This window comes from Mesorhizobium helmanticense, from assembly GCF_003034915.1.
Lineage (GTDB): Bacteria > Pseudomonadota > Alphaproteobacteria > Rhizobiales > Rhizobiaceae > Mesorhizobium > Mesorhizobium helmanticense.
This window is the reverse complement of record NZ_PZJX01000027.1, coordinates 90,380-109,240: the sequence shown is the minus strand read 5'-3', so window position 1 is coordinate 109,240 and position 18,861 is coordinate 90,380. Positions and strand designations below refer to the sequence as shown.

Annotated in this window: 19 protein-coding genes; 9 read left to right on the top strand and 10 right to left on the bottom strand. The window is 65.2% G+C overall.

What is annotated here, in order from left to right:
- Positions 1-6: 6 nt before the first annotated feature.
- From C9427_RS13995 to C9427_RS13985, 3 genes are read right to left on the bottom strand one after another with little or no spacing between them, the layout of a single operon-like run.
- Positions 7-1,275: a CCA tRNA nucleotidyltransferase gene (locus C9427_RS13995; protein WP_167434343.1), complete on the bottom strand. Its 1,269-nt coding sequence runs from the start codon at positions 1,273-1,275 to the stop codon at positions 7-9.
- Positions 1,272-1,904 carry a CoA pyrophosphatase gene (locus C9427_RS13990; RefSeq protein WP_107649743.1) on the bottom strand — a complete coding sequence of 211 codons (633 nt, stop codon included), beginning with the start codon at positions 1,902-1,904 and terminating at the stop codon, positions 1,272-1,274. The genes C9427_RS13995 and C9427_RS13990 overlap by 4 nt, the downstream gene beginning before the upstream one ends.
- Entirely contained in the window at positions 1,904-2,533 is a 630-nt protein-coding gene (locus C9427_RS13985) for a DUF1285 domain-containing protein (protein WP_107649742.1), read from the bottom strand. Before C9427_RS13985 ends, C9427_RS13990 begins: the two co-directional genes overlap by 1 nt.
- Positions 2,534-2,680: 147 nt before the next feature.
- On the opposite strand from C9427_RS13985, the gene C9427_RS13980 reads away from it, so the two are divergent.
- The 4 genes from C9427_RS13980 to C9427_RS13965 all read left to right on the top strand — a co-directional run bounded on the left by C9427_RS13980 (position 2,681) and on the right by C9427_RS13965 (position 9,647).
- Positions 2,681-3,685 carry an AAA family ATPase gene (locus tag C9427_RS13980; RefSeq protein WP_107649741.1) on the top strand — a complete coding sequence of 335 codons (1,005 nt, stop codon included), beginning with the start codon at positions 2,681-2,683 and terminating at the stop codon, positions 3,683-3,685.
- Positions 3,685-4,677 (top strand): DUF58 domain-containing protein, encoded by a 993-nt coding sequence (locus C9427_RS13975; protein WP_107649740.1) that lies wholly within the window; start codon positions 3,685-3,687, stop codon positions 4,675-4,677. The genes C9427_RS13980 and C9427_RS13975 overlap by 1 nt, the downstream gene beginning before the upstream one ends.
- Positions 4,674-7,496, top strand: coding sequence for a DUF4159 domain-containing protein (locus tag C9427_RS13970; protein WP_107649739.1), 2,823 nt, complete (start codon positions 4,674-4,676; stop codon positions 7,494-7,496). Before C9427_RS13975 ends, C9427_RS13970 begins: the two co-directional genes overlap by 4 nt.
- Positions 7,497-7,559: 63 nt before the next feature.
- Positions 7,560-9,647, top strand: coding sequence for a hypothetical protein (locus tag C9427_RS13965; protein WP_107649738.1), 2,088 nt, complete (start codon positions 7,560-7,562; stop codon positions 9,645-9,647).
- A 6-nt stretch (positions 9,648-9,653) separates the two neighbouring features.
- On the opposite strand, the gene clpS is transcribed toward C9427_RS13965, so the two are convergent.
- The 4 genes from clpS to C9427_RS13945 all read right to left on the bottom strand — a co-directional run bounded on the left by clpS (position 9,654) and on the right by C9427_RS13945 (position 11,238).
- On the bottom strand, positions 9,654-9,959 hold the full coding sequence (clpS, locus tag C9427_RS13960; protein ID WP_097572358.1) for an ATP-dependent Clp protease adapter ClpS: 306 nt from the start codon (positions 9,957-9,959) through the stop codon (positions 9,654-9,656).
- Between the two features lie 122 nt (positions 9,960-10,081).
- On the bottom strand, positions 10,082-10,465 hold the full coding sequence (locus C9427_RS13955; protein WP_107649737.1) for a hypothetical protein: 384 nt from the start codon (positions 10,463-10,465) through the stop codon (positions 10,082-10,084).
- 177 nt (positions 10,466-10,642) lie between these two features.
- Positions 10,643-10,870: a hypothetical protein gene (locus tag C9427_RS13950; protein ID WP_107649852.1), complete on the bottom strand. Its 228-nt coding sequence runs from the start codon at positions 10,868-10,870 to the stop codon at positions 10,643-10,645.
- A gap of 38 nt (positions 10,871-10,908) precedes the next feature.
- On the bottom strand, positions 10,909-11,238 hold the full coding sequence (locus C9427_RS13945) for a hypothetical protein (RefSeq protein WP_107649736.1): 330 nt from the start codon (positions 11,236-11,238) through the stop codon (positions 10,909-10,911).
- 238 nt (positions 11,239-11,476) lie between these two features.
- On the opposite strand from C9427_RS13945, the gene C9427_RS13940 reads away from it, so the two are divergent.
- Together C9427_RS13940 and C9427_RS13935 are read left to right on the top strand one after the other, a co-directional pair.
- A complete protein-coding gene (locus tag C9427_RS13940; RefSeq protein ID WP_107649851.1) occupies positions 11,477-12,193 on the top strand; it encodes a response regulator in 717 nt (238 codons plus the stop codon).
- Positions 12,190-13,599, top strand: coding sequence for an ATP-binding protein (locus C9427_RS13935; RefSeq protein ID WP_107649735.1), 1,410 nt, complete (start codon positions 12,190-12,192; stop codon positions 13,597-13,599). The genes C9427_RS13940 and C9427_RS13935 overlap by 4 nt, the downstream gene beginning before the upstream one ends.
- 17 nt (positions 13,600-13,616) lie before the next feature.
- Here C9427_RS13935 and choV read toward each other — a convergent pair whose 3' ends face one another.
- The 3 genes from choV to choX form a co-directional block, all read right to left on the bottom strand.
- A complete protein-coding gene (gene choV / locus C9427_RS13930) occupies positions 13,617-14,798 on the bottom strand; it encodes a choline ABC transporter ATP-binding protein (protein ID WP_107649734.1) in 1,182 nt (393 codons plus the stop codon).
- Positions 14,795-15,655, bottom strand: a complete 861-nt coding sequence (gene choW, locus C9427_RS13925; RefSeq protein ID WP_107649733.1) for a choline ABC transporter permease subunit — start codon at positions 15,653-15,655, stop codon at positions 14,795-14,797. Before choW ends, choV begins: the two co-directional genes overlap by 4 nt.
- 122 nt (positions 15,656-15,777) lie before the next feature.
- A complete protein-coding gene (gene choX / locus C9427_RS13920; RefSeq protein WP_107649732.1) occupies positions 15,778-16,713 on the bottom strand; it encodes a choline ABC transporter substrate-binding protein in 936 nt (311 codons plus the stop codon).
- Between choX and C9427_RS33810 the strand changes: the two genes are divergently transcribed.
- The 3 genes from C9427_RS33810 to C9427_RS13910 all read left to right on the top strand — a co-directional run bounded on the left by C9427_RS33810 (position 16,703) and on the right by C9427_RS13910 (position 18,855).
- A complete protein-coding gene (locus C9427_RS33810) occupies positions 16,703-16,969 on the top strand; it encodes a hypothetical protein (RefSeq protein ID WP_146172542.1) in 267 nt (88 codons plus the stop codon). The two genes, choX and C9427_RS33810, sit on opposite strands and share 11 nt — an antisense overlap.
- A gap of 9 nt (positions 16,970-16,978) precedes the next feature.
- Positions 16,979-17,590: a thymidine kinase gene (locus C9427_RS13915; protein WP_107649731.1), complete on the top strand. Its 612-nt coding sequence runs from the start codon at positions 16,979-16,981 to the stop codon at positions 17,588-17,590.
- Between the two features lie 62 nt (positions 17,591-17,652).
- Complete coding sequence (locus C9427_RS13910; protein ID WP_107649730.1) at positions 17,653-18,855, top strand: glycosyltransferase; 1,203 nt, start codon at positions 17,653-17,655, stop codon at positions 18,853-18,855.
- Positions 18,856-18,861: the final 6 nt, after the last annotated feature.

The window sequence follows — 18,861 nt, the reverse complement described above, 5'->3', positions numbered from 1 at the left end:
CACAGCTTAAATCTCAAGCGCTTTCGCGGCGCGCTTGAGCAGCGCGCCGCGGTCGAGCGCAAAGCCGGATTCGACCCATTCCTTTTCGAGGTTTTTCAGGGTCTCGCCGAGTTTCGGTCCCGGCGACGCGCCAAGCGCCGTCAGATCGGCACCCTTGAGCGGAAAGTCGGGCTTTTGCCATTTTCCGGCGTAGGCAAGCAGGCGCGAAAAGCCACCGGCTTCAAGCAGCGCGTCATTGTCCTCGACCGCACGTACCCGAGCGGAAGCGAGCGACAGCCGCAGACGATCGACAAAACCTTGCCGGCCGCCACGGTAGAGTTTCTTGGCGAGTTCCGCTTCGCTGATCCTCGGCTCGATGGCGCCCGTCAGAGCCCACAGCCTCAGGCGCTCGGCCTCGCCGCCGGAGAATTTCAGCCGCTCGGCCAGCGTCTTCATGCGCTGGGCGTCGGGCGGCACGATCGCCTCCAGCCTGAGCAGTGGATCCGGCGCCCAACCCAGATCCTTTTCGGTCCTGGTCAGCCCGTGAATGGCGTCGATGCCCCATTTCTCGCTCTCCGGCAGGACGCTGGTGAGCACACTGGCCTGGCGCATCCACAGCAAGGCCCGCGACGGATCGGGCGCCGACAGGAGCTTCTTCAGTTCGGACCAGATGCGCTCGGCCGACAGTTGGCCGAGCCCTTCCTTGAGCCGGGCGCAGGCCTTCAGCCCTTCGGCATCCGGCCGGCCGTCGCCATACCAGGCGAAGAAGCGGAAGAAGCGCAGGATGCGCAGATAATCCTCGCGGATGCGGGCCTCCGGATCGCCGATAAAGCGCAGCCGGCGCCCTTCGATGTCGGCGATGCCGCCGACCAGGTCGATGACGGTGCCGTCGGCTTCGGCATAGAGCGCGTTGATGGTGAAATCGCGCCGCTCGGCGTCGGCCTTCCAGTCGCGCCCGAACGAAACCCTCGCGCGCCGCCCGTCGGTCTCGATGTCGGCGCGCAAAGTGGTGACTTCATATGGTTTCCCACCGGCGACGACAGTGATGGTGCCGTGCTCGATGCCGGTTGGCACCGCCTTGAAACCCGCCGCCTCGGCCCGGCGGATGGTCTCATGCGGCAGGCAGGTGGTGGCGATGTCGATGTCGGCAACCGACTGGCCGATGAGCGTATTGCGCACCGCCCCGCCCGCGACACGCGCCTCCTCGCCGCCCTCCGCCAATATAGCCAGCAGGCGCTGCAGATGCTTGTCGCCGAGCCAGTCGGCCCTGCCCGCGAGGGACACGCGGCCGCTCACGGATAGAGCCTCTCATAGAGCGTGCGGATGATGCCGGCGGTGACGCCCCAGATGCGCTGGCCGCCATAGGGCATCTCGTAGAAGAACCATTCGAGATCGTTCCACATGCGGCTGTCCCTAGTATGGTTGGCCGGGTCCATCAGGAAGCGCAGCGGCACTTCGAAGGCGGCGTCGACCTCGTCGGAGTTCAGCGTCAGGGAAAATCCCGGCCGCACCATTGCCAGCACCGGAGCGATGCGATAGCCGCTGCCCGCGACATAATCGGGCATGCGGCCGATGATCTCGATCCAGTCCTGGCCGATGCCGATCTCCTCGAAGGTCTCGCGCAGGGCCGCCGCTTCCGGGCTTGGATCGGTCGCATCGATCGTGCCGCCGGGAAAGGCCACCTGCCCCGAATGATTGCGCAGTTTTTCGGCACGCTTGGTGAGCAGAACCGTGGCGTCGCGACCGTGATCGACCACCGGGATCAGAACGGCGGCATCGCGCAGTGCCTTGACCTGCTTCATCCTGGGATGACCAGGGTTGAAGCGATGGTCGCCGAAATCGTCGGAGGCATGGGCTTGCGGCTGTGCCGCAACGCGGGCGCGAAAATCCTCGGCGGAAAACGGCGGCGGCGTCACCTGGTCCATCACGCACTCAACCGATTGAGATTTTCCGCCGGCATGATCGGATAGACCTCGCCCTTCGAGCGCACGGCAAACATCCTTCTGCCGTCGATTTCGATCTCTTCGCCATGCTCGACCAGCTCATACATCACCGGCCGCGCCACCAGCGCTTCCAGCCGCCCGCGCACCAGAACATAAGGTTTCAGGCCGCCGGTCGCATCCTCGTCGACGAAGCGCAGTGGGTGGCCCGGCCCGGCCTCGACCACGTCGCCGACATTGGTGCGGAAAGTGATGATCTGCCCGTTGCCGCTGCCGGAAACATCCATCTCCACGGCAATGAAAGGCGCATCGACGACACGGATGCCGACCCTTTCCACCGGCGTTACCAGATAGGTTCTGCCATCTTCGTCCTTGCGCAGCACCGAGGAAAACAATTGCACCAGCGGCATGCGGCCGATCGGCGTACCCAGGTAGAACCAGGTGCCGTCCTGCCTGATCTCCATGTCGAGATCGCCGCAGAAGGCCGGATTCCAGCGCTCCACCGGCGCCGGACCCTTGCCGGCGCGGGCCGCGCGCGAGATCAGCGCTTCCAGCCCGCGCGCCTCGGTTGCGGCTGTAAGGCTCTCTTCACGAAGGTCGATGCGTTCCGTCATGGTCACGAAATAGTCACTGTTGTTCCGCTTGTCAGCCTAAGTCTGTGATTTAAGTTCAAAGAGGCACGCCACGCGAAGCCGAATCGCGGCATTCTGCGGCACTGTGAGGTGCAAGCCGGTATTTCCAACCAGAAGGATCGATGCTGCATGAGCGTGATGATCAAGGAAAGCCCGATCAGCGAAAAGGACATGATCGCCGATGCCGAGAAGGCGCTGGCCGACATTTCCAGGGTTCGCGATGGCGTTGGCCGCGTCATCTTCGGCCAGGAAAGCGTTGTCGAGCGCACGCTGGTGGCGCTTCTGGCCGGCGGCCACGCCCTGCTGGTCGGCGTGCCGGGCCTCGCCAAGACCAGGCTGGTCGAGACACTGGGCATCGTGCTCGGCCTCGATTCCCGCCGCATCCAGTTCACGCCCGACCTGATGCCGTCCGACATTCTCGGCTCCGAGGTGATGGAGCAGGATGAATTCGGCAAGCGCTCCTTCCGCTTCATCTCCGGACCGATCTTCGCGCAACTGTTGATGGCCGACGAGATCAACCGCGCCTCGCCGCGCACCCAGTCGGCACTGCTGCAGGCGATGCAGGAATACCACGTAACCATCGCCGGCGCCCGCTATGACCTGCCGGCGCCTTTCCACGTGCTGGCAACGCAGAACCCGCTGGAGCAGGAAGGCACCTACCCTCTGCCAGAGGCGCAGCTCGACCGTTTCCTGATGCAGGTCGACATCCTCTATCCCGATATCGAAGCGGAGCGCCGCATCCTGCTGGAGACCACCGGCGTCGAGGATGCGAAGGCGCAGAATGTGCTGCAGCCGACACGGTTGAAAGAGATCCAGACCCTGATCCGCCGCATGCCGGTGCCGGAAAGCGTCGTCGAGGCGATCCTTAAGCTGGTGCGCTCGGCGCGCCCCGGCCAGGGCAATGCCGAGACCGACAAGCATGTCGCCTGGGGCCCAGGCCCGCGCGCCAGCCAGGCGCTGACGCTATGCGCCCGCGCCCGCGCCCTGTATGAAGGACGGCTGGCGCCGTCGGTCGACGACATCAGGGCGCTGGCCGAGCCGGTGCTGCAACACCGCATGGCGCTGACATTCGCCGCCCGCGCCGAGGGCACCACTGTGCGCGACGTGGTGGCGAAACTGGCAAAAGGTATCTGATGGGGCGCATAGGCGAGGTCCAGGCACCGGCTGCGACGCGCGACGCGCTCGCCCGTGGCCGGTTGCGGGCCTCGCTGGTGCCGGATCTGCTGGTCGAGGCGCGCCGCATCGTCAACACGGTGATCGCCGGCTGGCACGGCCGTCGCAAGCGCGGCATCGGCGAGAATTTCTGGCAGTTCCGGCCCTACGTCGAAGGCGATTCCTCGCGCATCGACTGGCGCCGCTCGGCCCGTGACGACCACACCTATGTGCGCGACCGCGAATGGGAGGCCGCCCATACGGTCTGGCTGTGGGCCGACCCCTCGCCGTCCATGCTCTACAAATCCACCGGGGCGACCGTCTCGAAGGAATCGCGCGCGTTGGTGCTGGCGCTGGCCATGGCCGAGCTCCTGTCGCGCAGCGGCGAGCGCATCGCCTGGCCGGGCCTGACCGACCCGTTCACCGCCCGAAACGGCGCCGAGCGTATTGCCACCCAACTCGCCCATGCACCCAATCTGCCGGCAAAGCCGGATCTTTCCGGCATCCGCCGCTTTTGTGACATTGTCCTCGTCAGCGATTTCCTCGACCCGGTCGAGGACACCATGGCCTGGCTTGACGTGCTCGCCCGCCATGGCGTGCGTGCCCATCTGATCGAGGTCGCCGACCCGGCCGAAGAGACCTTCCCCTATGCCGGCCGCACCGAATTCACCGATCCCGAAACCGGCGAGAAGCTGACCGCCGGCCGCGCCGAAACGCTGGGCGATGAATACCGCCTGCTCTACAGCGCCCGCCGCCAGGAGCTGGCCGGCTGGTGCAAGCGGCTTGGCTGGAGCTTCACCGTCAACCACACCGACCGCCTCGCCTCCGAGGCGCTGGTGCGCATCCACATGGCGATGGCCGCCGATGGTGGTCATGCCAGGCTGACCACCGACGGTGGCCATGCCGGGCTGACCGTCGATGGTGGTCATGCCGGACTGACCGCCGACGGTCGTGCCGGGAGGATCGGCGCATGAGCTGGCTGCCGCTCTCCTTCGGCGCCCCCATGGTGCTGTGGGGCCTCCTGGCATTGCCGGTGATCTGGTGGCTGTTGCGGCTCACACCGCCCAAGCCGCAGAGCGAGACCTTCCCGCCGCTGAAGATCCTGGCCCGCGTGCTGAAGCGCGAGGAGACGCCGCATCAGAGCCCGTGGTGGCTGACGCTGCTCCGGCTGTTGATGGCTGCCCTGGTCGTCGCGGCCCTCGCCGAACCGGTCTTCAATCCACGCGAAAAATTGCCGGCCGAAGGCGCTGCGCTGGCGCTGGTCATCGACAATGACTGGGCCAGTGCCGCCGACTGGGGCAAGCGCGTCGCCACCGCCGAGCGGCTGATCGCCGACGCCGGATCCAATGGCGTGCCGGTCATCATCGCCTTCACCGCCGAAAAGCCGAATGCCGAGATCGGCCCCTTCGACGCCGCTGCCGCCCTCGACCGGCTGCGCGCGGCCAAGCCGCGGCCGATCCCAACTGATCGTCCGGCCGTCTATGCCCGCGTCGCCGCGACTCTGGAGAGCTTGCCGGGCGCCAGCGTTGCCGTGCTCGCCGATGGTCTGGCGGCGAAAGGCGACGAGGCCGCCTTCAACACGCTCCTGTCGAAGAACGCCGCGCGTGTCGTCTGGGCTGTCTCCGACCGGCTGACATTGACGGGCCTGACCGGCGCCGACAACCAGGTCGACGGCTTCGCGCTCGCCGCCATCCGCGCGCCGGGCGATCCGGCGCCCGCGCAGGTGACGGCTGGTGCCTTTGACGACAAGGGCCGCCGCATCGCCGACGCGACCTTGACCTTCGCGCCCGGCGAAGCCACGGCAACCGGCACGATGGCGGTGCCGTTCGAACTGCGCAACGACTTCGCCTCGATCGCGCTCGACGGCGAGCGGCAGGCCGGAGCCGTGCGCGTTCTCGACGAGAACTCCAAGCGCCGCCGCGTCGGTCTGCTGTCGCAGGCCGAGGCCGACCAGGCGCAGCCGCTCCTGTCGCCGCTCTACTATATCAGGCGCGCGCTGCAGCCCTTCGCCGATCTGGTCGAACCATCGAGCGCCGATCTTGCCGACGCCATCCCGCAGCTCCTCGACCAGAAGCCGGCGATGATCGTCATGGCCGATATCGGCACCATTCCCGAGCAGGTGCGGCAAAGGCTGGTCGACTGGGTCGACAATGGCGGCACGCTGGTGCGCTTCGCCGGCTCGCGGCTGGCCGCGGCGGGCAATGACGACGACCTGTTGCCGGTCCGCTTGCGCACCGGAGAACGCTCGCTCGGCGGCGCGCTGTCATGGACGACCCCGCAGCCGGTCACCGAATTTCCGAAGACCGGCCCATTCGCCGACCTCGCGCCGCCCGCCGAAGTCACCGTCACCAGGCAGGTCCTGGCCGAGCCGTCGCCTGACATCGTCGAGCGCAGCTGGGCCACGCTTGCCGACGGCACCCCGCTGGTGACCGGGTTGAAAAAGGGCAAGGGCACGCTGGTCCTGTTCCATGTCACGCCGGAAGCGACGTGGTCGAGCCTGCCGATCTCTGGCAGCTTCGTCGAAATGCTGCGGCGCATCGTGCAACTGTCGCGCAACCAGGGCGCGGCGGTCGCCAATGCGGAGGCCGCCTCAACCTCGCTGGCGCCCTACCGCATGATATCGGCCGACGGCACGCTGGTGCCGCCGACGCCCGATGCAAGGCCGCTGGTGCCGGGCGCCGGCCCGTTGCCGGTGACGTTCGAGAACCCGCCCGGCCTCTACGGTTCCGAAACCGGCGTCTTCGCCCACAATCTGCTCGAAACCGGCAGCACTTTCGCACCGCTGGTCCGACCCGAGATCACCGTACCGGTCACCACCATCCAGTACGCCTTCGACGAATCGCACGATCTGAAAGGTCCGCTGGTGGCGGCGGCCCTGGCTCTGATGGTGCTCGACACGCTGGCCGTGTTCTGGATGGGCGGCCTGTTCTCGCGCCGGCCGCGCCGTGCGCGGGCCGCGGCAACCGCGGCCGCCCTGCTGATTGCGCTCGGTGCCATGCTCGGCCACGCCGACATCGCCCGCGCCGACGATGCCAAGCCCGGCGACACCCAGGCGATCGAGGACATTTCGAAGACCCGGATCGCCTATGTGCTGACCGGCGAGCCGGGTGTCGATTCGATCAGCCGTGCCGGGCTCGAAGGCCTGACCCGCTTCCTGATCGAGAAGACCGCGCTCGAACCCGGCGCGCCGGCCGGCGTCGACATCTCCAGGGACGAACTGTCTTTCTACCCGCTGATCTATTGGCCGATCGATCCCACCGCCCCGATGCCGAGCGAGGCGGCGATTGCCCGCATCGACGCCTATATGCAGCAGGGCGGCACGGTTCTGTTCGACACGCGCGACCAGTTCGCCAATGGCATCGGCGCCGATTCAACCAGCCCGGCGACGGAGCGGCTGCGCGACATCCTCGGCAATCTCAACGTGCCACCGCTGGAACCGGTGCCATCGGACCACGTGCTGACCAAATCCTTCTACATCCTGCCCGAGTTTCCCGGCCGCTTCGCCGGCAGCCCGCTCTGGGTCGAAGCCTCGCTCGAAGCCAGCAACACCGAGAACCGCCCGGTGCGCACCGGCGACGGCGTCTCGCCGATCATGATCACCGCCAATGACTTCGCCGGCGCCTGGGCGGTCGACGAGAATGGCGACCCGCTTTTGCCGACCGTGCCGTCGGACCCGATGCAGCGCATCTATGCGCTGCGCGCCGGCGTCAACATCATGATGTACATGCTGACCGGCAACTACAAATCCGACCAGGTGCATGTGCCGGTGCTGCTCGAACGGCTGGGGCAGTAGGATGACGCTCTTTGTTGCGCTCCCTGCGCGGATCAACCCTCCCCACAAGGGGGAGGGTAAGCCATGAACTGGTCGCTCTCCTTCGAACCGCTCATCTCCTGGCCGCTGCTCGTTGCCGTGCTGGCACCGCTGTTGCTGCTGGCGCTGGTTGGCTTGTGGTTTCGCCAGCGCGGCTCGGTCTTCCGTTTCGCCGCCCTGCTCGCATTGGGCGCTGCCCTCATCAACCCGGTGTTCCTCGACGAGGAGCGCGAGGCGCTGAAGAGCGTTGTCGCCGTCGTCGTCGACCGCAGCCAGAGCCAGGACATCGGCGAGCGCACCAAGCAGACCGACGAGGCGCTTGCCGGGCTTCAACAGCGCCTCGCCCGCTTCAAGCAGTTCGACGTGCGCGTCGTCGAGGCCGGTAAGTCGGAAGCCGCCGACGAGCGCACCGAAACCAGGCTGTTCACAGCACTTGAGGGCGCTTTCCGCGACGTGCCGCCTTCGCGCATCGGCGGCGCCATCATGATCACCGACGGCGAGGTGCACGATGCGCCGGCCGGCCCCCCCGATTTCGCCGCCCCGCTACACGCGCTGATCACCGGCAACGACCACGAGAAGGATCGCCGCATCCGCTTCGAGAACGCCCCGCGCTTCGGCCTGGTCGGCAAGCCGCTCGACATGACCTATCGCGTCATCGCCACCGGTAACGGGGCCGGCCAGGTCGATGTCCGCGTCTCGGTCAATGGCGAGCAGGTTGCGGTCGAGCAAGCCACCATCGGCCAGGCCATGCCGTTGCAGGTGACCATTCCCGGCGCCGGCCGCAACATCATCGAACTCGCCATCGACCCCGAGCCGGGTGAACTGACCGACACCAACAACCGCGCCATCGCGCTGGTCGACGGCATCCGCGAGAATTTGCGCGTGCTGCTCGTCTCCGGCGAGCCGCATGCCGGCGAGCGCACCTGGCGCAACCTCTTGAAATCCGACGCCTCGGTCGATCTCGTTCACTTCACCATTCTGCGGCCGCCGGAAAAGCAGGACGGCACGCCGATCAACGAACTGTCGCTGATCGCCTTTCCGACGCGCGAACTTTTCGTCGAGAGGATCAAGGATTTCGACCTGATCATCTTCGACCGCTATCAGCACCGCGACGTGCTGCCGATCCTCTACTACGACTACATCGCCGAATATGTCGAAAAGGGCGGCGCGCTGCTGATCGCTGCCGGACCTGAATATGCCGGCGAAAGCTCCATTGCCCGCACACCCCTGATGGCGGCGCTGCCGGCAATGCCGACCGGCGAAGTCGTCGACAAGGCCTTTTATCCGCGCCTCACCGACCTTGGCCAGCGCCATCCGGTGACGCGCGGGCTCGACGGCTCGGCAACCGACCCGCCGCACTGGAGCCGTTGGTTCCGCACCATCGGCGTCGAGAATCCCGAGGGCGAAGTGGTGATGAAGGGCGCCGACAACCGGCCGTTGCTGCTACTCGACCGCAAAGGCGAAGGCCGCGTCGGCATGCTTCTGTCCGATCAGGGCTGGCTGTGGGCGCGCGGCTACGAAGGCGGCGGCCCGCATGTCCAGCTCTACCGGCGCATCGCCCACTGGCTGATGAAGGAGCCCGAACTCGAGGAAGAGCGGCTGACCGCCGAAGGGCGCGGCATGATGCTGGAAATCCGCCGCCAGACGATGAGCGACGACCCTGGCTCGGCACAGGTCATCACGCCGTCCGGCAAGGCGCTGATCGTCAAGCTCGAAAAATCTGAGCCCGGCGTTTTCCTGGGCAGCATCGAAACCAACGAGATCGGCCTCTACCAGGTCGGCAACGGCAATTTGACCGCGCTTGCCCATGTCGGCCCGGTCAACGCGCCGGAATTCTCCGACGTGATCTCCACCGAGAACCGGCTGAAAGCGCCCGCGGAAGCCACCGGCGGCAGCGTGCGCCGGCTGGCTCAGCCATCGACGCTCGGCGGCCCCGCCAGTGGCGTGACGCTGCCTTCGATCGTCCCGGTCCGCGCCTCGGGCGCGGCGGCCGGCAACGACTGGATCGGCCTGCGCACCACCGACGACAGCGTGCTCAAGGCCGTCTCGCGCGTGCCGCTGTTCGGCGGCTTCCTCGGCCTCGGCCTGCTGCTGCTTGCCATGGGCTCGATGTGGTACCGCGAGGGAAGGTAGCGCTCCTTACTCCTCCGGCTCCGTCGTGAACATCAGCGGATAACCCTTGGCCTTGCCGGCATCGGTCGCCCGCGCCGCCTTGGTCTCGGCGACGTCCCTGGTGAAGACGGCGACGACACAGACGCCGCGCTGGTGCGCGGTGATCATCACCCGCCGCGCCTGGTCTTCGTTCAGCTTGAACTCGCCCTTCAGCACCGTCACCACGAATTCGCGCGGCGTGAAATCGTCATTGACCAGGATGACCTTGTAGAGCTTCGGCCGTTCGGTCTTCGGTTGCGTCTTGGTACGGGGTTTTGTCGTGATTTCAGGCATCGGAACCGGCAGTAGCGTGCGAGAACGTCGCTGTCACTCTGGCACGGGCGATAGCGATCGTCCATTTTGAACGGCGCAAACCGCCCTCCCGGGGGGGGCACGGCCATTCACAAGTCCGTGGTCTATGTGGGGACTGTCGCCTGCGGTTCACGGCCCTGACGGCCGAAGCTCCGGCGAGCCGGAAATTGCCGCGCAGTCGGGACGGGCAAGGCACTTTTACTGGGTTCGGCCGTATCCATCCGCCGTTCCAGCCAGGCAACGACCGGCCACGCGACAAAGCAGATCAGCACCGTACTGGTGAGCACGATGAGCAGCACGGTCTGCCAGGTGGTGACGTAGTCCCAATCGGTGGAAATCGCTGGCGCGAACAAAGCCGGCTCAATGCGCCCGCTGGCCGGATCTGGGACCGGGCTGGCGGTCAACTGGATCAGCACCTTGGCCAGCGCGATCACCACCAGCCCGCCAATGACCATCGAGCGGAGAATGGAAGAAGGCCGCTTCTTCATGCGGATGCCTTACCGGTCCGGCATTGCGATCGGGTTTAAGATTAATGGTTGCTAATGGACCGGCGCGGAGCCGGGGCTCGACTCGGACCTTGGCTCCTCACGCAAAGAGACGACCGCTCCAGGCAAATCGCAACTGGAGCGGTCCTCTCATGGGACAAGAGATGTCGCCGGCCTGGATCAGGCCTTCGGAGCCGCCTTCGGAGCAACCTTCTTGTGCTTCTTGTGCTTCTTGACGGTCTTCTTGGCAACGACCTTCTTCACGGCCTTGGTGGGCGCAGCCGTCATGGTCGTGGTCGTCGCAGCCGCGGTCGTGGCAGCAGCGTTGGCGCTGGTCGTGCCGAGGACCGGCATCGAGAAGGCGAGCGCGATGGCGAGACCGAGAGCGGAGAGGAGGGACTTTTTCATGGCTTCACTTCCTTTTTGTTGCAGATCGAATTTGAGCGTCACTGAACGGGGTCGATCGGTGTCACTCCAAGCAGCTTCAAAGCGTTTGCGAGCATCCGGATTCCCTGTGCCTGTTTCCTGTTGGCGCAGTACCGGTTTCCCTTTCTTTGAAGTGCCTTCGCCGCGGTGACCTGCGTTACCGTGGCATGGGTTTCGAGGGCTTGGTCGAATTGACGGCTCAGATCGCTGCAACGCTCGCTGCGGGTGATGGCCGCTTTTGTATTGGCTACCTTTGCATCGGCCACCTTTGCATCGGATTGTTCGATCGCGGCCGTGACGAGCGAAATGCCGAGCAACGCACCCATCAGGCTGATCGAGAACCTTTGCATTGGTTTTGTCCGTAATCCCGTAACGCGTGTCGCAGCCGGTGACCTGACCGCCACGGCACCACTTATGCCCTTGATTTTTTTCGGGAGTTTTTCCGAACTGTAGAATTTTGTTTCTGGATTGTTTCTGGCAGTCCGCCCCAAGCCCCATTATCGCCACTGGCCAACATCTGGCCTGAATTCTATCGTGAGGGTGGGATGGGCAAACGTCGGTTTCGGCCGCAATGACGACAGGGTTCCAGTGAAATCCGACGCACACATACTGATTGTCGACGACGACAAGGGCATCCGCGACCTGCTTCAGGAGTTTTTCCAGAAGCGGGGGCTGCACACCTCCGTCGCCGCCGACGGCACCGAGATGGAAACCATCCTGCGCCGGACCCAGGTGGACCTTATCGTTCTCGATGTCATGCTGCCCGGAAAGAGCGGGCTGGAACTCTGCCGCGAGCTTCGCGCCAATTATGCGACACCCATCATCATGCTGACCGCGGTCAACGAGACGACCGACCGGGTGGTGGGGCTGGAGATGGGCGCCGACGATTATGTGCCCAAACCCTTCGATCCGCGCGAGCTGCTGGCGCGCATCCGCGCCGTGCTGAGGCGCAACGGCGCCGCCGAGCCGCGCCGGCCCAGCTCGAAACAGATCTATCATTTCGCCGGCTGGACGATGGACTGTTCGCGCCGCCGGCTGATGGCGCCGGGCGACGTCAGGGTCGAGCTGACGATGGCCGAGTTCAACCTCTTGCAGACTTTCGTCAGGAGCGCGCAGCGCGTGCTGAGCCGCGAGCAGCTCATCGAATTGTCGGGCGGCGACAGCGGCTACAGCTTCGACCGCAGCGTCGACATTCTGGTCAGCCGGCTGCGCCGCAAGATGGAGGACGATCCGAAAACGCCGAAGCTGATCCTGACGGTGCGCAGCGGCGGTTATCAGTTCCTGCCCGAGACGACATCCGAATGAGACGCATCCTGCCGCAAACCCTGCCGGTCTGGGTTCTGCTCATCGTCATTGCCGGCCTGCTGATCAGCCAGGTCGCGACCCTCTACATCGTCTCGCGCGACCGCGCCGCCGCCAATGATGTGGTCGATCTCTACCGGCTCAACGACCGTGCCTTCTCGCTTGTCCAGTTGATGCATGACGCGGCGCCCGAAGCGCGCAAGTCCATCGCGTCGGGCCTGTCCAACGCAACCTATGCGCTCACCGTATCGGACACGCCCGCCGTCACCTCGTCGATCGCCGGCGATGACGAGTTGGCCGAACTGGAAGACATATTGGTCGGGCGGCTGTCCAAATTCGGCGTCACCGACGCACGGGTCCGGCGCGACCCGGCGACGCGCGAAGCCGACGATGCCGGAGGCCAGGTCGAACCCCGCGATATCGGCCAGGTCGAGCGCGACCTCCTGGTGCTGGCGGCCGATTTCGCCCAGAGTGAAAAGCTGACGGCCTCGCTGCGCTTTGCCGACGGCCAATGGCTGAACTTCACCGAGCCGAACACGCCGGTCGGCCCGATATTGAGCGTCGACAGCCTGCCGCTCTATGCCCTGATCGCCGGGCTGGTGGTAGTCTCCTCCATCTGGTCGCTGCGCCGGCTGACCGCGCCCTACCGGACGATGGAAACCGCGGTGAAGCGGATCGGCTACGACCTCAAGAGCCCGCCGATCGCCGAGACCGGCAGCCGCGAGGTCCGTACCGCCGCCAGGGCGGTCAATGCCATGCAGGCAAGGCTGCGCGACTATGTCGAGGATCGCGAACATCTAGCCGCGGCGCTGGCGCATGATTTGCGCACGCCGCTGACCAGGATGCGGCTGCGCCTCGAACTGCTCAGGAAATCGACCGTTCGCGAGGCGCTGGCGCACGACCTTGCCGACATTGAAGAGATTGCCAGCTCCGTCATCGACTTCGCCACTTTCGAGGTGACCGAGGAAAAGAGTGAGAGGATCGATTTCTGGTCGCTGGTGGAATCGATCGCCGACGGCTTCGAGCAGGTTTCGTTCGACAATGAGGACACGCGCTCGCGCGGCCTGATCTGCATCGCGCGCCCGGTCGCGCTGCGGCGCTGCGTCACCAATCTGGTCCAGAACGCCGTCACCTATGGCAAGAAGGCGCATCTCAGCCTGCAGCAATCAGGCAAGATCATCACGCTGGCCATCCGCGACGAAGGCCCGGGCATACCGCAGGCCGAGCTCGACGCCGTGTTCGGCTCGTTCGTGCGCCTGGAACAGTCGCGCAACCGCCAGACCGGCGGCCTCGGTCTCGGCCTGACCATCGCCCGCAACATCGCCCGCGCCGCCGGCGGCGAGGTCAGCCTGTCCAACCATCCTGGCGGCGGCCTGCTGACCGAGCTGAGATTGCCGCTGGCCGCGTAGACCGAGCTGGCGGAAAACTACCTTCGCAAAACCGCGCTCAGCACATCCCTGATCCCGATGGCGCCGACGAAGCGCGACTGGTCGTCGAACAAGGCCACCGGCGCCGTCTGCGAGCGGTGCATGGCCAGCATCACCGTCTTCAGCGAGGTACCGGGGTTGGCCCAGAATACCTGGGCAGCCTCTTCCGGCTGGCCCTCGACATCGGCGCAGGAGACCCACACCGCCGGCTTGCCGTCGCGTTCTGCCGCCGCCACCAGCCCGTGCTCGTCGATCTTGAAGCGCGTCGTCTTGCGCCGGTCGAGCCACACCCAGCCATCCTTGCCGTGTTCGAGGTCACGGCGATCGCGCATCACGTTCCAGGCCGTCAGGACGGAGAGCGGATTCACATTGGCGATGAAGTCGCGGACATAATCGTTGGCGGGCCTGAGCACGATGTCTTCCGGCGCGCCGGTCTGCACGATGCGCCCGCCCTCCATGATGGTGATGTGGCTGCCGATCTTCAGCGCCTCCTCGAGGTCGTGGCTGACGAAGATGATGGTCTTCTTCAGCTCGGCCTGGAGCTGCAGCAATTCGTCCTGCAGCTTGGTGCGGATCAGCGGGTCGAGCGCCGAGAACGGCTCGTCCATCAACAGGATCGGCGCTTCGGTGGCAAAGGCGCGCGCCAGCCCGACGCGCTGCTGCATGCCGCCGGAGAGCTCGTGGGCGTACTTCTTCGCCCACTGGTCGAGATGGACGAGCTCCAGTTGCTTCTTGACCCGCGCCTTGCGCTCGGCTTCCGGCATGCCGGCGAGTTCGAGGCCGAGCCCGACATTCTCCTCCACCGTGCGCCACGGCAAAAGGCCGAACTGCTGGAAGACCATCGCCACCTGCTTCTGCCGCAGCCTTCTCAACGTCGCCTCGTCGCAGGTGACGACATCGACCGTGCCGTCACCGTCCTTGACCAGAACCTGGCCGCGCGAAACCACGTTCAGCCGGTTGACGGCCCTGAGCAGCGTCGACTTGCCCGAGCCGGACAGGCCCATGAGCACGGAGATCTCGCCTTCATGCACGGTGAGGCTGGCGCCTGCGCAACCCAGCACATTGCCGGTCTTTTCGAGGATCTCGGCGCGGGTGGCGCCGCTGTCGATGAGCGCGAGCGACCCGGCCTGGTCGGCGCCGAAGACGATATCGACATTCCTGAAATCGACGGCGACGGTCATTTCTTGCCTCCAACGCCAATACGGGTCATCCGGTCGAGCACGATGGCGAGCACCACGATGGCCAGACCGGCCTCGAGCCCGAGATCGATCCGGCGCGAGCCGAGCGCGCGGTTGATTTCGGTGCCGAGGCCACCGGCACCGATAAGCGCAGCGAAGACCACCATCGACAGCGACAGCATGATCGACTGGGTGAGCCCCGCCATGATGGTGGGCAGTGCCGAAGGCAGTTCGACCTTCCACAGCAGCTGTCTTTTGGTGGCGCCGAAGGCCTCGCCGGCCTCGACGATCGATTTCGGCACCGAAGTGACGCCGAGATGGGTGAGACGGACCGACGTCGGGATGACGAAGATGATGGTGACGATGAGACCGGGCGCGTTGCCCAGCCCGAACAGGGTCAGCACCGGGATCAGGTAGACGAAGGTCGGCAGCGTCTGCATCAGGTCGAGCACCGGCAGCATGAAGCGGTAGACCTTCGGCTTGTGTGCTGCCCAGATGCCGAGCGGCACGCCGATGGCCATCGAGGCGGCGGCGGCGGCAACCACCAGCACCAGCGTCTCCACCGTCTGTTTCCAGAGGTTCTGGTTGAGGATGAACAGCAGACCGAGGAAGACGGCGAGCGCCAGGCCCTTCGAACGCTGCAGGAAATAGGCTAGCAGCGCGATCAGAGCGATGAGCAGGACAGGCGGCAGCAGCAGCAGCCCGTCGACGATCCCGTCGAGCAGGAAGTTGAGGCTGTTGGAAAAAGCCCTGAAGACGGTGTTGAAATTGTCGGTGAGGAAGGTGAAGAACGCCTTTCCCCAAGGGCCTATGGGGATTCTGTGGCTTTGGTCGGATAGGAATTTAGAAATCGGATCCATCTCACCCCTCTTCTGCCGGCGCCGTCCTTGTTGGACGATCATCTTGTCACACGATATGAAAAAGGGCAGCCTTTTCTAAGATGGCTGCCCTTTCTGGTTCGGCCTGGCCGAATTCAGTCGGCTCAGCTCCCGAGCGCGGTCTTGACGGCTGCGGCCGCGTCGCCGCCGTCGAAGGTGGTCACGCCGGCAATCCAGGGCGTGACGGCGTCCGGGTTTTTCTTCAGCCAGTCGGTGGCGACCGTGTTGGCGTCGCCACCCTTGAGGATCGCGTCCATCATCTCGCCTTCCATGTCCAGGTTGAACTTCAGGTTGGCGATGAACTTGCCGGCATTCGGGCATTCGGTCATGTAGCCCTTGCGCACATTGGTATGGACGGTGGCGGCGCCGAAGCCGCTGTCGCCCATGCCCTCGAGATAGGTGATCTTCATGGCGCCCATCACCGGATGCGGCGTCCAGCCGAGGAAGGCGATCCACTCATCGTTCTTCATCGACTGCTCGGCCTGGGTGAGCATGCCGGCCTCCGAGGATTCGACCAGTTCGAAGCCTTCGAGATTGTCGGCCGGGTTCTTGATCATGTCGAGGATGATGCGGTTACCGTCATTGCCGGCCTCGATGCCGTAGATCTTGCCGTCGAACTTGTCCTTGAACTTGCCGAGGTCGGTCAGCGTCTTGACGCCGGCGTCGGCGACATAGGTCGGCACGACGATGCCGTAACCGGCGCCGCTGAGGTTTTCGCTGACGGTCTCGACCGAGCCGTCGGCAGTGTAGTCCTTGATGTCGTTGGTCATCGACGGCATCCAGTTGCCGAGGAAAACGTCGAGATCCTTGTTCTTCAGCGATGCCATCGTCACCGGCACCGAAAGCTGGATCACCTGTGGCTCGTAACCGAGCGCGGTGAGCAGCACCGAGGCGACGCCGGTGGTGGCCTGGATGTCGGTCCAGCCGACATCGGAAAGACGCACCGCCTTGCAGCTTTCCGGATCGCCGGCGAAAGCGGCACTCGTGGACAGGAAAGCCGCCAGGCCAAGACCGGCGACGAAGGAATTCATGCGCGACATGTTTATTTCTCCCATTTCGATTCTTTGGCAAAGCGGATTTCTTGCGCCCGCCTTTGTTTTATCAGCCAAACACCATTCTGGTGCAGGTTCAAGCACTAAGACAATCACGATCAACGGCGCGGGCTGGCCGATCAGCGACACGCTTGCCGCTTTTTGGCAGAGTTTTTCCGATCAGGCAGGCGTTTCTCCGATGGAATGCCCTTTTCCGGTGGAATGTAGGGACGCCCCCTCCCCGCGCCAGGACAAGTCGGCTTAAAAGAGCGGCATGGCCAAGCTGTACTTCCATTATGCGACGATGAATGCCGGCAAGACGACGATGCTCTTGCAGGCGTCGTACAATTACCGTGAGCGCGGCATGAAGACGATGCTGTTCGTCGCCGGCCATTACCGCAAGGGCGATACCGGGCTGATCTCGTCGCGCATCGGCCTGGAGACCGACGCCGAGATGTTCCGCGATGGCGACGATCTGTTCGCTCGCGTCGCCGAGCATAATGACCATACGACCGTGCATTGCGTCTTCGTCGACGAGGCGCAATTCCTCGAGGAGGAACAGGTTTGGCAGCTCGCCCGCATCACCGACCGGTTGAACATCCCGGTCATGTGCTACGGCCTGCGCACCGATTTCCAGGGCAAGCTGTTTTCCGGTTCGCGCGCGCTGCTCGCCATCGCCGACGAATTGCGCGAGGTGCGCACCATCTGCCGCTGCGGCCGCAAGGCAACGATGGTGGTGCGCCTCGGCCCGGACGGCAAGGTGGCAAGGCAGGGCGAACAGGTGGCGATCGGCAAGGACGTCTATGTCTCGCTCTGCCGCCGCCATTGGGAAGAGGAAATGGGCCGCGCCGCGCCCGGCGACTTCATCGGTTTCACCAAGGGCTGAAAGCCTGACCGCTACCTATTCCGGTTTCATTCGTCTCCGATTACGATGCGTGCGGGGGCGGCATGAAAATTCTGCAATTCACGGTCGATTGTCCGTTTCCGCCGGTCTCCGGCGGCGAGATCCGGAACGCCGCCAATGCGCGGGCGCTGGCAACACTGGGCGAGGTCCTGACCGTGAGCTTCACCGGCGCGCCGGCGCCCGCGACGCCGCCAAATATCCGGCACCGGATCATCGAGGCGGCCCGTGGCCGCGGCCCCTGGCACAGACGCAGCCCGCACCCGACCGTGCATATAGTCCCGGCCGATGAACTGACCGAAGCAGCCTCGATCTGGAAAGCGTTCGCGCCCGACCTCGTGGTGATCGAAGACATCGCGCTTTCGCAATTGCTGGCGCTGGCGCATGAACACGGCGGACAGACCGTCATCGATCTGCACAATGTCGATTCGCGCACGGTGGCGGAACGCATCGGATCGCTGTACCTGTGGCAGCGCTGGTGGCGCTTTCGCCAGCACCGCCGCAAGATCGTCCAGGCACGCGAAGCGGATATCTTGGCCGCAAGCACTGCCGACCAGGTCTGGGTCTGCTCGGAAGCGGACCGGGCGACGCTGCTGGCGCTGGGACCGGCCGGCAGCGGCAAGCCGCCGGGCAACAAGATGATCGACATCAAGGTGATCGCCAATCCCTTCCCCGACGAAACAGTGCTCTCCCTGCCGATTGCCACCCGGCGCTACGAAGAGCTCCGCCTCTGCTTCATCGGCCATCTCGGCTATTTCCCCAACATCGACGCGGTCAAGCAGATCGGCCGCGAGATGGCGCCGCGCCTGGCGGCATCCGGTCAGCCATGGTCGATCATCGTAGCCGGCAGGAATCCGCGCGATATCGTGCGCCATGTCTGCGCAACGCACGGGCTGCAACTCGTCGAAAACCCGCCGCAGGTGCCGGATCTGCTTGGCCGTGCCGGTTATGCGCCGATGCCGCTCAGGTTCGGCGGTGGAACCCGCATCAAGGTGCTGGAAGCGATGGCCGCGGGACTGGTCGTCTGCGCAACGGAAAAGGCTGTCGAGGGGCTCGGCCTCGAAGCCGGCACGCACTTCCTGTCCGGCCGCGACACCAGCGAGCTGGCCGCGAAGATCACGGCACTCGCCGCGGAGCCGCAACGGGCCGCCGCGATGGCCGACGCCGGCCGGGCCTTCGTACGCGACAGGCATTCGCTGGCTGCGATCGAACAGACGATCCAGCAGGCCGTCAAAGGTCTACCGGGTTGAGCCTGT